The sequence below is a fragment of the Thioclava sp. F36-7 genome, from assembly GCF_002020075.1.
GTDB classification, from domain to species: domain Bacteria; phylum Pseudomonadota; class Alphaproteobacteria; order Rhodobacterales; family Rhodobacteraceae; genus Thioclava; species Thioclava sediminum.
In genome coordinates, this window is the sequence record NZ_MPZR01000005.1 from 264,307 (window position 1) to 277,965 (window position 13,659).

Below are 13,659 nucleotides of genomic sequence, written 5' to 3' on the forward strand. Positions count from 1 at the left end.
CCTCAGCCCCCCAGGAAGGTGCGGCGGACTTCCGGGTCGGCCAGAAGGGCCTCGCCAGTGTCGGTGTATTTGTTCGCGCCTTGCACGAGGACATAGCCTTTATCCGCGATCTCAAGGGCTTGGCGGGCATTCTGTTCGACCATCAGGATCGAGATGCCGCTGCGGGCGACTTCGATGATGCGGTCGAACAGCTCGTCCATCACGATGGGCGAGACGCCCGCGGTCGGCTCGTCGAGCATCAGCAGTTTCGGCTGGGTCATCAGCGCGCGGCCCACGGCCACCTGCTGACGCTGCCCGCCGGACAGCTCGCCTGCGTTCTGGCGACGCTTTTCCTTCAGGATCGGGAACAGGTCGAAGACCTGATCCATCGTGCCCCGGAAATCGTCGTCGCGGATGAAGGCGCCCATCTCGAGGTTTTCCTCGACCGTCATGGTCGGGAAGACGTTGTTCACCTGCGGAACGAAGCCCATACCTTTCTTAACGCGGTCCTGCGGCGAGAGGCCGGTGATGTCCTGCCCGTCGAGCGTGACCTTGCCTTCGCGCAGGCCGAGCATGCCGAAGACCGCCTTCATCGCGGTGGATTTGCCCGCGCCGTTGGGGCCGACGATCACGGCGATCTCGCCCTTTTCGACGGTCAGCGTGCAGTCGTGCAGAATGTCGGCCTTGCCGTAGCCGCCGGTCATGTTGGAGGCGTTGAGATAGCTCATTGGTCGCCTCCATGGCCGGCTTCGTCGCCCAGACCGGGCTGCGCGCCGTGGTCTTCGTGGGCGGCGGTCTCGGCGGTTTCCTCGGCCTTGACCTTGTTCTTCAGCCCGGTGCCCAGATAGGCCTCGATGACGGCCTCGTTTTCCATGATGTGCTCGGCAGACCCTTGGGCCAGCACCTTGCCCTCGGCCATCACGATGACCGGGTCGCAGAGGCGTCCGATGAAATCCATGTCGTGTTCGATCACGCAGAAGGTGTAGCCGCGTTCCTTGTTGAGGCGCACGATGGCATCGCCGATCGTGTTCAGAAGCGTCCGGTTCACGCCTGCGCCGACCTCGTCGAGGAAGACGATCTTGGCTTCGACCATCATCGTGCGGCCCAGCTCCAGAAGCTTCTTCTGACCACCCGAGAGGTTGCCTGCCTTCTCGTCCTTTAGATGAGAAATCGTCAAGAAATCAAGCACTTCATCGGCCTTCTTCAGAAGCGCCGCTTCCTCGTCGCGGATGTGTTTTCGCCCGAACCATGTGTTCCAGAGCGTCTCGCCCGCCTGTCCGGTGGGCACCATCATCAGGTTCTCGCGCACGGTGAGCGAGGGGAATTCATGCGCGATCTGGAAGGTGCGCAGCAGCCCCTTGTGGAACAGCTCGTGCGGGGCAAGCCCGGTGATGTCCTCGCCATCCATCGTGACACGGCCCGCGGTGGGTTCGTGTACGCCTGCGATGACGTTGAAGAGCGTGGATTTGCCGGCGCCGTTCGGGCCGATCAGCCCGGTGATCGAGCCGGTCGCGATTTCGAGGCTCGCGCCATCGACCGCGCGGAATCCGCCGAAGGATTTGACTAGGTTTTCAACCCGGATCATAGGGTCCCCTGAGTTGTAGGCGCGTTAGCTTCACGCCACATCTTGTTGTTTTATAATTGAAAACAGCCCGGATCGCTCCGGGCTGCTTCAGCTCTGATGACCGCTTAGCGGTATTTCACCGTCTCGATCTTGTCGTCCTTGATCGCGATTTCGCGGAAGGTGCCCGCGGCTTCGCCATTGCCGATCAGGTTGACAGCGGTCGCGCCTTCATAGTCGACCGGCTTGCCTTCCTTGATCAGGTCGAGCGCCTTGCCCAGCTCGCCGGGATAGATCTTCTCGCCGGGGCCGTTCGCGACTTCCATGACCTTGTCCTTGTAGACTTTCGGGTCGGTGGAATCCGCCGCCTGCATCGCCAGCAGCATCAGAGCCGCCGCGTCATAGGCACCGCCCGAATAAGCCGACGAGCCGTCGAAGCCGGCTTTCTCGGCCATGCCGAGATAGGTCTTCATGCCGTCGCCTGCCGAGTCGGGAAGCTGGCCGAAGGAGCCGTTGATTTCCGAGCCGAAATTGTCTTCGAGCGTCTGGCTGACCATGCCGTCGGGGAAGACGAAGGTCTCGAAGGCGCCGGTGTCGAGCGCGCCGCGCAGGATGCCCGAGCCGCCCTGATCGATATAGCCGACGATGACGAGCGCGTCGCCACCTGCGGAGGCGAGCGAGGCGACTTCAGCGGAGTAGTCGCCCTTGCCGTCTTCGTGCGCGGCCGAGATGGTCACGGTGCCGCCCTTGGCCTTGTAGGCTTTCTCGAAGCTGTCGGCGAGACCCTTGCCGTAGTCGTTGTTGGTGTAGGTCACGGCGACGTTCTTGATGCCCTTCTCGAGGATCTCGTCGGCCATGACTTCGCCCTGACGCGCATCCGACGGAGCGGTGCGGAAGAACAGGCCATCATCCTCGAGCGTCGAGAGTGCCGGCGAGGTTGCCGAGGGCGAGATCATCACGACGCCGTTCGGCATTGCGACGTTCTGCAGGACAGCGGTGGTCGCGCCCGAGCACATTGCGCCCATGATGCCAGCGACCTTGTCGGTAGTGACCAGCGTTTCGCCTGCCGCGGTCGCGGCTGCTGCGTCGACGCAGGTCGAGTCGCCGCGGACTGCGGTCACGGTGTCGCCACCCAGCAGCTTGCCGGAATCGGAGACTTCCTTGATCGCCATCTCGGCACCCTGCGCCATCGGCGGGGCGAGCGATTCAAGCGGGCCGGTAAAGCCCAGCAGGACGCCCATCTTCACGTCATCGGCATATGCGCCAGTCGCGCCAAGCGCGATCGCAGCCGAAGCCAGAAGCAGTTTTTTCATGTGTTCACTCCCGTGTTGGAACTCGCGTTCTTGCGCGAGGTTAGTGCGCGGTTTGTCAAATGTGAAGAACCGCGAGTGGCGCGATGACGCGAAAAACGGACCCGAAGGTCAAGGTGCGCGCAATGCGACGTAACGGCAATTTGGGGTTATGTGCAAATTCGTGAAAGGCGCGAGGGTCGATTGCGCAATTTTCAGTCGAGCGAGTCTTCCGGCCCTAAATCCACGGTGGAGTCGAGGCTTTCCTTTTCGCCCGCAGCGCTCGCGCCGCGTTCACGGTAGGGTGTGGTCTGGTAATGCGCGCGGTAGCATTTCGAGAAATGCGACGGGCTCGCAAAGCCGCAGGCCATGGCCACGTTGATCACGCTCATTTCCGTTTGCATCAACAGGTTACGCGCCTTTTGCAGGCGCAATTCCATGTAGTAGCGCTTCGGCGAGCGGTTGAGGTAGCGACGGAACAGCCGCTCCAGCTGGCGCGCGGACATGCCCACTTCGGTGGCGAGCGTCGCGGGGCTGATCGGGTCCTCGATATTGCGCTCCATCCGGCCGATGACCTGCGCGAGCTTGGGGTGACGCACCCCGATCCGGGTGGGAATCGACAGCCGCTGCGTGTCGCGATCCGAGCGGATCGAGGAATGGATCAGCTGATCGGCGACCGTATTGGCCAGTTCCTCGCCGTGATCGCGGGCGATCAGCCGCAGCATCAGGTCGATCGAGGCGGTGCCGCCCGCCGTCGTCACGCGGTTGCCGTCGATCACGAAAACGCCCTTGGTCAGCTCGATATCGGGGAAATCCTCGGCGAAGGCGTCGACATTCTCCCAGTGGATCGTCGCGCGTTTGCCGTCGAGCAGCCCTGCGCGGGCCAGTGCATAAGAGCCGGTGCACAGGCCCCCGATCACCGCACCGCGTCGTGCCTCGCGCCGCAACCAGTTCAGAAGCGGCTTGGTGACCGCCTCGGCCACATCGATGCCGCCGCAGACCAGCACCATCGTATCGCGGCCCAATTCTTCCAGCCCGATATCGGTGCGGAAGGTCGTGCCGTTCGAACAGGTGACATCCTCGCCGGTTTCCGAGGCCAGTTTCCACGTATACAGCGTGCGGCCCGAGACCTGGTTGGCGAGGCGCAGCGGTTCGATCGCGCTGGCGAAGGCCATCATCGTGAACCTGTCGAGAAGCATGAAGACGACCGAGCGCTGGCGCGCGTCCGGGGCGATCCGGATCATCCCCTGCGAAGGGGCTGGGCGACGGGTGGGGCGGGGATCAGGCATGTCTTCAATCCGTCATCTGTGGTGAATCACCGAAACAGGAAATTGGGGCGCGCCGCAAGAGGGGGAACTTACGGAGAGTTCCATCGGATTGTCGAAATGCAAATTCGGGTTTGTTTCCCCGACCCGCGCCGTCTATAAGCGGCGCCGAATGAAACGACCACGCTTTTGGAGGATCAGATGGGCAAGGGTTGGAGCAAATCGGACTGGCGCGCGAAACCGCGGGTTCATATGCCCGACTATCCCGATCAGGGGGCGCTGAACGCTGTCGAGGCACAGCTGTCGCGGATGCCGCCGCTGGTCTTCGCGGGCGAGGCACGTACGCTGAAGGCGGAGCTGGCGAAAGCCGCGCGCGGCGAGGCATTCCTGCTTCAGGGCGGCGATTGCGCCGAGTCCTTCGGGGAATTCTCGGCCGATAACATTCGCGACACCTTCAAGGTGATGCTGCAGATGGCGGTCGTGCTGACCTGGGGCGCGAAGGTTCCGGTCATCAAGGTCGGCCGCATGGCGGGGCAGTTCGCCAAGCCGCGTTCGGCACCGACCGAGACCATCGACGGCACCGAGCTGCCGAGCTACCGCGGCGACATCATCAACGGCTTCGAATTCACCTCTGAGGCGCGTCTGCCCGATCCGAACCGGATGCTGCAGGCCTACACGCAGGCGGCCGCGTCGCTGAACCTGCTGCGCGCCTTCTCGACCGGTGGTTTCGCCGACATCCACCGCGTCCAAAGCTGGATCGCGGGCTTCACCGATGCCGACGACGCCGAGAAATACCGTCAGGTCGCCGATCAGATTTCGGAGGCGATGGACTTCATGCGGGCCGCGGGCGTGACCTCGGAAACCGCACATGAGCTGGCTTCGGTCGATTTCTACACCTCGCACGAGGCGCTGCTGCTGGAATATGAAGAGGCGCTCTGCCGCATCGATTCCACTTCCGGCCTGCCGATCGCAGGCACCGGCCACATGCTCTGGATCGGCGACCGCACCCGTCAGCCCGACGGCGCGCATGTCGAATTCGCACGCGGCGTGCAGAACCCGATCGGCCTGAAATGCGGCCCCACCACCACCGAGGACGACCTCAAGGTGCTGATGGAGAAGCTGAACCCGGAAAACGAGGCGGGCCGTCTGACCCTGATCGCGCGCTTCGGCGCGGGCAATGTCGGCGATCACCTGCCGCGCCTGATCCGCACGGTCGAGGCCGAGGGCGCGAATGTCGTCTGGTCCTGCGACCCGATGCACGGCAACACGATCAAATCGGCCTCGGGCTTCAAGACCCGGCCCTTCGAGTCCGTGCTGCGCGAGGTGAAGGAATTCTTCGCGATCCACAAAGCCGAGGGGACGATCCCGGGCGGCGTGCATTTCGAGATGACCGGCAAGGACGTGACCGAATGCACCGGCGGCGTGCGCGCCGTGACCGATGGCGATCTGTCCTCGCGCTACCACACCGCCTGCGACCCGCGTCTGAATGCGAGCCAGTCGCTGGAACTGGCCTTCCTCGTGGCCGAGGAACTGCAGGACCGCCGCAAGTTCGCGAAAGCCGCGTCGCAATAAGCGCGCGCCGCACTGCGGCAGGTTTCAACGGATTGATTGGCCCGGACCTTTGTGTCCGGGCCTTCTTTTTTGCGTCGCGAGGCAGGGCTCATGCATTAAGTGTCTCAGCCCTCCTGACGCACTACCCTGAACATCGCGCGGCGCTCGTCCGGCGTCATCTCTGCCAGATGCTCGGCGCGGGATTTCGGGCGTGGCGTGTAGGGCGTCTGGCTCTCGGCGAAGCCCGAGCTGGCGGGCATCGGTGCGGGCTGCTCGAATTGGGGCGCGGCGCGGAAATCGCGTCCGGCAGGTTTGGGCCGGGGCTCGCTCAGCGGCGGCATCTCCAGCGGCTTGATCCGGGCGCCCGTGACGGTGAAACGGCGCGGAGCGCGGCCTGCATCGTGAATGTCTTCCGCCTCGCCCGTATTGCGCAGGGGCTCTGCCACGAAACATCCCAGCACCCGCGTCACAGCCCCGAAATCATCCGTGAGCGGCAGCATCAGAAGATGACCGGCCAGACCCGGCTTGCCGATCCCGGCCTCCGAGACCAGCTGCGCCTCGGCGATGGCGGGACGCGCGAAGACGGCCTCGGTCAGATCGGCGATCTGCTTGCGGCCTTCGGGCGCGAAAAGCGAGGTCAGGGGCATCCCGCGCACCTCCATCCCCATCAGGTCGCAGATATGCTGCCCTGCGAGACGAAACCGCCCCATGCCCGGCGCGACCCGTTCGAGGATGAAGGCGAATTCCAGCGCACGGTCGATGCCGCGCGGATCGATATCGGCGCGCGCGGGCATCGGGCGGCCTGCCAGCAGCGCCTCCCAATAGGCGCGTAGCTCGTTGCCGATCCGGCGACCTTTGGCCGAGGCGGGGGATGCGGCGTTGCTGTCGGTCTCGCGATCCATTTCAATCACCCTTACTTCGTCCCGCGCGGCACGGGCGCGGGGTGGCTGTCTCGCGCCCGGCGATCGGGCGGCATGTGCCGCCTTGCGGTTGACCGTCAGGGCGAAATCGTTACTGAACTCTTACCAAGGCCAAGTTAGGCCATTTTTTCGTCACATGGGGAAAGAAACTCTTAAATGGTTAAACCCGCTCCAGAGCCGCGCCCGGAGGGGGCGCCCGCCGCCGCTACCGTCTCGATGACCGGATTTGCCGCCGGACAGGGGAGCGGCGCGGGGCATGACTGGAGCTGGGATCTGCGCTCGGTCAACGGCAAAGGGTTCGACCTGCGGCTGCGGCTGCCCGATATCGAGGGGCTGGAGCCGGCTCTGCGCAAGGCGGTCGGCGAACGCGTCGCGCGGGGGAATGTCACGCTGAACCTCAAACTCACGCAGGCCGCAGGCAGTGCCGCGATGCGGATCGAGCCCGACGTGCTCAATGCCGCCCTTGCCGCCGTCGACAAGGTCGAGCGCGCCGCCGAGCGCAAGGGCGTGGCGCTGGCGCCGCTCAAGCCGAGCGATCTGATGGCGATGCGCGGAGTGGTCGATCACTCGGCCGGCACGATCGAGGATCCCGCGGCGCTGCTGGCCGCGCTGCTGGAGAGTTTCGAGCCTGTTTTGGAGAGTTTCGTCGCGATGCGCCGCGAGGAAGGCGCCCGAACCGGCGCTTTGCTGGCCGCGCGCATTGACGAGATCGCCGCGCTGACCGATGAGGCCGCAGAGGCTGCCGCCGCGCGTGCCCCGAAGGCTGCAGAGACGCTGAAGGCCGCGCTTGCGCGGGTGATGGAGGCCACCGATGTCGATCCGGATCGCGTCGCGCAGGAACTGGCCTTGCTCGCGATCAAGGCCGATGTCACCGAGGAAATCGAGCGCCTCCGCGTCCATGTCGAGGCGGCTCGTGCGCTTCTGGCCGAGACCGGGCCCGTGGGCCGCAAGTTCGAATTTCTGGCGCAGGAATTCGTCCGCGAGGCCAATACGCTGTGTTCGAAATCGGGCGATGCGGAGTTGACGCGGATCGGTCTGGCGTTGAAATACGCGATCGACCAGCTGCGCGAGCAGATCCAGAACGTAGAGTAATTCCAATGCCCGATACCAACCGCCGCGGCCTTCTCATTATCCTTTCTTCGCCCTCGGGCGCAGGCAAATCCACGCTGGCCAAGCGGCTGATGACCTGGGACTCGACGCTACGCTTCTCGGTCTCGGCCACGACCCGCGATCCGCGTCCGGGCGAGAGCAACGGGGTGGAGTATTTCTTCAAATCCCGCGCCGAGTTCGAGAAGATGGTCGATCAGGGCGACATGCTGGAACATGCCGAGGTGTTCGGCAATTTCTACGGCACGCCGAAAGGTCCGGTGGAGGCCGCGATGGGCGAGGGGCGCGATACGCTGTTCGACGTCGACTGGCAGGGCGGGCAGCAGATCCGCAACTCTTCGCTGGGCAAGGACGTGGTCTCGATCTTCATCCTGCCGCCTTCGATTGCGGCGCTGGAAGAGCGGCTGCGCAGCCGCGCGCAGGACAGCGATGCGGTGATCAACGGCCGGATGGAAAAATCGCTCGCCGAAATCAGCCATTGGTCGGAATATGACTATGTTTTGGTCAATGACGATCTCGACCGCGCGGAAGAGCAGTTGCGCACCATCCTGACCGCCGAGCGCAGCCGCCGCGACCGTCAGACCGGGCTGAATGAATTCGTGCGAAAACTGAACAGGGAGTTCGAGGCAAGATGATTTACGAACTGGACGGGATCGCCCCCGAAATCGCCGAAGACGCATGGGTCGCGCCGGACGCCAATCTGATCGGCAAGGTTGTCCTTGAGGCCGAAGCCTCGGTCTGGTTCGGCGCCACGCTGCGCGGCGATAACGAGGAAATCCGCGTGGGCGCGGGCTCGAATATTCAGGAAAACGTCGTCTGCCACACCGATATGGGCTTTCCGCTGACCATCGGCGCGAATTGCACGATCGGCCACAAGGCGATGCTGCATGGCTGCACTATCGGGGACGGCTCGCTGATCGGCATGGGGGCGACGGTGCTCAACGGCGCGAAGATCGGCAAGGGCTGCCTGATCGGCGCGGGCGCGCTGATCACCGAGGGCAAGGAAGTCCCCGATGGCAGCCTCGTGATGGGTGCCCCGGGCAAAGTCGTCCGCGAGCTTGACGAGGGAGCGCGCAAAGCGCTTCTGGGCTCGGCCGCGCATTACCGCGAGAACGCGGCGCGCTTCTCCAAGGGGCTGAAAGCGATCGGTTAATTGTCGCGACGCTGATCCGTCGGCAGGGTGAAGATGTCGAAATCGAGTTGGGGATGCGCGGCGCGCACTTCCTGCCGGATGGCGGCGATATTCGGCAGCGGGCGGGAATAGGCCCGCAGCTTGCCGGTGAACCCGAACTCCTCGAGCCGCTTGGCGAGATCGAGAATGTCGAACCTCTCGGTCAAAAGCGGGGCCAGCACCAGTTCGGGGCGCAGCTTCACCAAGTTTTTCGCGGTGATCTGGTCGTATTGAAGCACCTGGATCGCTTGACCGGAGATCTCTTTAAGCGAAGACGGCAGCTCGCGCGCAGGATCGATCAGCAGCAGGTTGCTGCTCTCGGCTGTCTTCACACATTGGAAGAGAACGGCTTGTAACGCGAGACGGGTACCGGGGGTTCTTGGCATAGTGTTATACAAACCTCATCGCCCCCGATGGTGTAAATGGCAGGATACCAGAAAGGCTCCATGTAAATACACGCCTAGGTTTAGCGTTTTTTCACTTATTTCACAAGGCACTGATTGTTAATCGCGAAGCGTGAGTTGCAGAACCGAAGCGGGGTTCGATTTTTTGCGCATGGCAAGGCTTTACAGGTTGCGTCGCATCGCTCAAACCTTGCCGCGACAGCGATGGCAGGCGGGGAGGCATGGCAATGAGCCAAGGGGCGATCGGACAGGTTCTCGACGCGCTGCCGAGCGCGGTGTTGCTGATCGGGCGCGACGAGCGGATCGCTCAGGGCAATGTCGCGGCCAACCGGCTTTTCGGCACGCAGTTTCTCGGGCGGCCCTATGTGACGGTGCTGCGCCAGCCCGGTTTCGGGGCCGCGGTGAGCGCGGCACTTCGCGGCGCGCGGCCCGATCCGGTGCGCCTGCGGCTGCATCCCACCGGTCAGGCCGAGACGATCACGCTTGTGCATTTCTCGCCGCTGCCGCCCGCGCCGGAAGGGCCGCTTGCCACGAATTCGGTTCTGGCGAGTTTCGAGGACATCACGGCGCTCGAATCCGCCGAAGCCATGCGGCGCGATTTCGTGGCCAATGTCAGCCACGAGCTGCGCACGCCGCTGACCGCGCTGATGGGATTCATCGAGACGCTGCGCTCGAGCGCACGCGACGATGCGGCGGCGCGGGATCGGTTCCTGTCGATCATGGAGCGCGAGGCGGCGCGGATGAATCGACTGGTGGGCGATCTTCTCTCGCTGAGCCGCGTCGAGGGCGAAGAACGGATGCGCCCGACAACCAAGGTCGATCTGGCGCTGGTGCTCAAGGGGATCACGCAGACGCTCGAACCCGTGGCAGAGGCGGCGTCGGTCAAGCTGATCTGCGAGGGCGAGACCGGGGCTTTGCCGGTGCAGGGCGACCCCGATCAGCTGACGCAGGTCTTCTCGAACCTCGTTGAGAACGCGATCAAATATGGCGGGCAGGGCGGCGAGGTGCGGCTGCGCGTCTCGGCGATCGCGCATGAGCCTGTGCTTCGCGGCAAAGCCTATCGCGTCGATGTGATCGACCGGGGCGAGGGGATCGACGAACAGCATCTGCCGCGCATCACCGAGCGCTTCTACCGCGTCGACACCCACCGCTCGCGCGAGAAGGGCGGCACCGGGTTAGGGCTCGCCATCGTCAAGCATATCGTGGCGCGCCACCGTGGCCGGTTCCGCGTCGACAGCAAGAAGGGCGAGGGCAGCTGCTTCACGGTGATCCTGCCCGCGGTCTGAGGGCGCGCCGGGGCGATCCGGTTGCGACCCGCGAAAACGTCTGACCTTCTATCACTTCCGCGTCGCGCTCCCTTGAACCGGGAGACGCAAACCGATAGCTTTAGAGCAACTTCAAATCGGAGGGCGTAATCATGGCGCCCAAGCGTCCCCGGTCGGCGGGCGCGCTCCCGACAGCTGCATCGCCCGCGCGGGCGGTGAAACCGGCTCAGGTCGAGTCCCCCGCGACCAAATCCGCCAAGTCCGGCGAGGGGCTATATGCCGCTCTCGACCTTGGCACCAACAGTTGCCGGATGCTGATTGCCCGTCCAAGGGGTTCTCAGTTTCAGGTGGTGGATAGCTTCTCAAAAGCCGTCCAGCTGGGCCAAGGTCTTGAAACCTATGGCCGTTTGTCGCGCAGCTCGATGTCGCGCACCGTTCAGGCATTGCAAATCTGCCGCCGCAAGATCGAAACGCATGGGGTCACCCGGATGCGGCTGGTGGCGACCGAGGCCTGTCGCCGCGCCAAGAACGCACGCGATTTCATCCGCTATGTGCGCCGCGAGACCGGCCTGCCGCTGGAGATCATCCCGCCCGAGGAAGAGGCCCGGCTGGCCGTGATTTCCTGCGCCTCGCTGGTGTCGCCCAATTCCGAGCAGGTGCTGGTGGTCGATATCGGCGGCGGCTCGACCGAGTTGGTCTGGATCGACCTCGAAGACGTGCCGCCCGGCGACCGCGCCCGCGCGATCATGCGGCTCTCGCAAGGGTTCAACCAGCCCGACGGGCCGGACCCGGCGGCGCGGGTGGTGGACTGGATTTCGGTGCCGCTGGGGGTCGCGACGCTCAAGGATCAATTCGCCGATGTCGAGGACGATGCCGCGCGTTTTGCCCTGATGAGCTGGTTCTTCGAAGAGAAGCTCGCGGACTTCACGCCCTATGCGGCGGGCAGCCCGCAGGACGGTTTCCAGATCATCGGCACCTCGGGCACCGTCACCACCGTTGCGGCCTGCCACCTCAACCTGAAGCGTTACGACCGCAACCGGGTCGACGGGCTGACGATGACCTCGGGAGAGATCGACGCGGTGATCCGCTCCTTCCTGCAACTCGGCCCCGCCGGGCGGCGCTCGGATCCGCGGATCGGGCGCGACCGGCACACTTTGATTATGTCGGGGGCTGCAATCCTGCAGGCCCTGATGCGGGTCTGGCCCACCGACCAGATGTCCATTGCCGACCGTGGCCTGCGCGAGGGGCTCCTCTATGCGCAAATGGCCGGAGACGGCGTGTTAGAAGAGATGAAATGATGGCGAAGACACCCAGCGGCAAGAACACTTCCGGACGTGGGCAGCGCGACCTGCGCGTGCGCGTGAAGACGGCGAAGGGGCGCAGGCTGTCCTCGACCCTCTGGCTGGAGCGGCAGCTCAACGACCCTTACGTGCAGCGCGCCAAGAAAGAGGGCTATCGCGGACGCGCGGCCTACAAGATCCTCGAGCTGGATGACAAGTATCGCTTCCTCGTGCCCGGCGCGCGGGTGGTCGATCTGGGCTGCGCGCCCGGCGGCTGGTGTCAGGTGGCGGTCAAGCGCGTGAACGCCTTGGGCGAGAAATCGGGCAAGAAGGTCGGCACCGTTCTGGGCGTCGATCTGCAGGAGGTCGATCCGATCCCGGGGGCCGAGATCCACGTGCTCGATTTCCTCGAAGAAGGCGCCGACGACAAGGTCAAGGAATGGCTTGGCGGGTCTGCGGATGTGGTGATGTCGGATATGGCGGCCTCCTCCTCGGGGCACCAGAACACCGATCACCTGCGCATCATCACGCTGTGCGAAGCGGCGGCGGAGTTCGCCTTCGACGTGCTCGAAGAGGGCGGCACTTTCGTGGCCAAGGTCCTCGCAGGCGGGGCGGAGCAGGGGTTGATGACGATCCTGAAGAAAAACTTCACCAAGGTCGCGAATGTGAAACCACCGGCCTCGCGCTCGGACAGCTCGGAGAAATTCGTGGTCGCCCAAGGTTTTCGCGGGCGGCGGCACGAGGAGGACTGAGCCGCGACTGTCTCACGCCTGAGACAGGTGCCGGGCCGCTCAGCGGGAATTTACGTTGTGTAAGGTCCGAATCGGCCTAACCTGCTTGAGCTTTCATAGGCTGCGCAAGAGAGGGAGGCTTTCGCATGCCGTCACTGCATACGGGCGTTCCGCGCCAACATGCCGATATCGTGCGCGAGGTCGTCTCTTCGCCGAAATCCGCCACGCGGGCGGGGTTCGCGGCAAGCTGGCGCCGCTCGATGATCCATCACCGCATCGACCCCGAAACCGGCGGGCGCAACGAGCGCCTGACACAGGCCGAGATGCGCGAGCGCCGCGAGCGGGCAGGGCTGATGATGCGGATCGCCTCGCCGGTGCTCGATCGGCTGTCGCGGGCGGCAGGCGATGCGGGCTGTACGGTGCTTCTGTCGGATGCGGGCGGGCTGGTGCTGGATGAGCGCCTGCGCGACGCGGATGTCGATGACTTCCATTCCTCGAACCTCGCACCCGGCTCGGACTGGTCCGAAGGGGTCGAGGGCACGAACGGCATCGGCACCTGCGTGGCCGAGGCGCGCCCCGTCACCGTCTGGCGCGATCAGCATTTCCGCACCCGCAACACCGTGCTGACCTGCATGGGCTCGCCCATCTTCGGCGCGCAGGGCGATCTCGCGGGGGTGATCGATGTCAGCTCGGCGCGCTCGGACATGACCGAGGGCTATGCACGCCTCGTGGCGCTGACCGTGCAGGACGCGGCGCACCGGATCGAGGCGGACCTGTTTCGTGCCTCCTATGACGGCGCGCGCATCCTCTCGACCGGCTCGGGCGAGACCGGGGCGCAGGGCGTGATGCTCTTGGCGCTCGACCGCGACGATCTGGTCGTCGGCGCCACCCGCGCCGCGCGGCGGCATCTCGGCATTGAGGCGGGGCAGATCGGCCAGCTTCCGGCGTCGGACCTGCTGGAGCACGGCATCCGCAACGGGCTGGAAGAGGCGCAACGCTCCGAAATGGCCCGCGCGCTGGCCCGCAACGGCGGCAATGTTTCGGCGGCGGCGCGCGATCTCGGCATCGGCCGGGCGACCTTCTACCGCAAGGCCAAGGCGCTCAATCTCGGCGTCTGAGTGGCAGGTCGACGGGCA

The 13,659-nt window shown here is 64.7% G+C and carries 14 protein-coding genes; 8 read left to right on the forward strand and 6 right to left on the reverse strand.

Translation table 11 applies throughout. The features are described from left to right. Nucleotides 1–2: 2 nt before the first annotated feature. The 4 genes from BMI89_RS11455 to BMI89_RS11470 form a co-directional block, all read right to left on the reverse strand. Entirely contained in the window at nt 3–707 is a 705-nt protein-coding gene (locus BMI89_RS11455) for an ABC transporter ATP-binding protein (protein ID WP_078540796.1), read from the reverse strand. Continuing rightward, nucleotides 704–1,564: an ABC transporter ATP-binding protein gene (locus BMI89_RS11460; RefSeq protein WP_078571009.1), complete on the reverse strand. Its 861-nt coding sequence runs from the start codon at nt 1,562–1,564 to the stop codon at nt 704–706. Before BMI89_RS11460 ends, BMI89_RS11455 begins: the two co-directional genes overlap by 4 nt. A gap of 104 nt (nt 1,565–1,668) precedes the next feature. After that, nucleotides 1,669–2,853: an ABC transporter substrate-binding protein gene (locus BMI89_RS11465; protein ID WP_078520779.1), complete on the reverse strand. Its 1,185-nt coding sequence runs from the start codon at nt 2,851–2,853 to the stop codon at nt 1,669–1,671. A gap of 191 nt (nt 2,854–3,044) precedes the next feature. After that, a complete protein-coding gene (locus BMI89_RS11470; RefSeq protein WP_093477140.1) occupies nt 3,045–4,073 on the reverse strand; it encodes a GlxA family transcriptional regulator in 1,029 nt (342 codons plus the stop codon). Nucleotides 4,074–4,295: 222 nt separating this feature from the next. Between BMI89_RS11470 and BMI89_RS11475 the strand changes: the two genes are divergently transcribed. Beyond that, nucleotides 4,296–5,666: a 3-deoxy-7-phosphoheptulonate synthase class II gene (locus tag BMI89_RS11475; protein WP_078571011.1), complete on the forward strand. Its 1,371-nt coding sequence runs from the start codon at nt 4,296–4,298 to the stop codon at nt 5,664–5,666. 104 nt (nt 5,667–5,770) lie between these two features. Here the strand turns inward: BMI89_RS11475 and BMI89_RS11480 are convergent, their stop codons facing one another. After that, a complete protein-coding gene (locus tag BMI89_RS11480) occupies nt 5,771–6,547 on the reverse strand; it encodes a PAS domain-containing protein (protein WP_078571012.1) in 777 nt (258 codons plus the stop codon). A gap of 174 nt (nt 6,548–6,721) precedes the next feature. On the opposite strand from BMI89_RS11480, the gene BMI89_RS11485 reads away from it, so the two are divergent. The 3 genes from BMI89_RS11485 to BMI89_RS11495 are packed head-to-tail and all read left to right on the forward strand — an operon-like array spanning nt 6,722 to nt 8,825. Next, complete coding sequence (locus tag BMI89_RS11485) at nt 6,722–7,657, forward strand: YicC/YloC family endoribonuclease (RefSeq protein WP_246832021.1); 936 nt, start codon at nt 6,722–6,724, stop codon at nt 7,655–7,657. A gap of 5 nt (nt 7,658–7,662) precedes the next feature. Continuing rightward, the gene (gene gmk / locus BMI89_RS11490) at nt 7,663–8,307 is read left to right on the forward strand and encodes a guanylate kinase (protein ID WP_078571014.1); all 645 of its coding nucleotides are present in this window, start codon (nt 7,663–7,665) and stop codon (nt 8,305–8,307) included. Next, nucleotides 8,304–8,825, forward strand: a complete 522-nt coding sequence (locus BMI89_RS11495; RefSeq protein ID WP_078571015.1) for a gamma carbonic anhydrase family protein — start codon at nt 8,304–8,306, stop codon at nt 8,823–8,825. Before gmk ends, BMI89_RS11495 begins: the two co-directional genes overlap by 4 nt. Here BMI89_RS11495 and BMI89_RS11500 read toward each other — a convergent pair. Beyond that, nucleotides 8,822–9,229, reverse strand: coding sequence for a hypothetical protein (locus BMI89_RS11500; RefSeq protein WP_143593891.1), 408 nt, complete (start codon nt 9,227–9,229; stop codon nt 8,822–8,824). The two genes, BMI89_RS11495 and BMI89_RS11500, sit on opposite strands and share 4 nt — an antisense overlap. 245 nt (nt 9,230–9,474) lie before the next feature. On the opposite strand from BMI89_RS11500, the gene BMI89_RS11505 reads away from it, so the two are divergent. From BMI89_RS11505 to BMI89_RS11520, 4 genes are all read left to right on the forward strand, one after another. Beyond that, the gene (locus BMI89_RS11505) at nt 9,475–10,533 is read left to right on the forward strand and encodes an ATP-binding protein (RefSeq protein WP_078571017.1); all 1,059 of its coding nucleotides are present in this window, start codon (nt 9,475–9,477) and stop codon (nt 10,531–10,533) included. A gap of 131 nt (nt 10,534–10,664) precedes the next feature. Beyond that, the gene (locus BMI89_RS11510; RefSeq protein ID WP_078520771.1) at nt 10,665–11,810 is read left to right on the forward strand and encodes a Ppx/GppA phosphatase family protein; all 1,146 of its coding nucleotides are present in this window, start codon (nt 10,665–10,667) and stop codon (nt 11,808–11,810) included. Continuing rightward, on the forward strand, nt 11,810–12,544 hold the full coding sequence (locus BMI89_RS11515) for an RlmE family RNA methyltransferase (RefSeq protein ID WP_078520770.1): 735 nt from the start codon (nt 11,810–11,812) through the stop codon (nt 12,542–12,544). Before BMI89_RS11510 ends, BMI89_RS11515 begins: the two co-directional genes overlap by 1 nt. 125 nt (nt 12,545–12,669) lie before the next feature. Then, the gene (locus tag BMI89_RS11520) at nt 12,670–13,641 is read left to right on the forward strand and encodes a GAF domain-containing protein (protein WP_078520769.1); all 972 of its coding nucleotides are present in this window, start codon (nt 12,670–12,672) and stop codon (nt 13,639–13,641) included. Nucleotides 13,642–13,659: the final 18 nt, after the last annotated feature.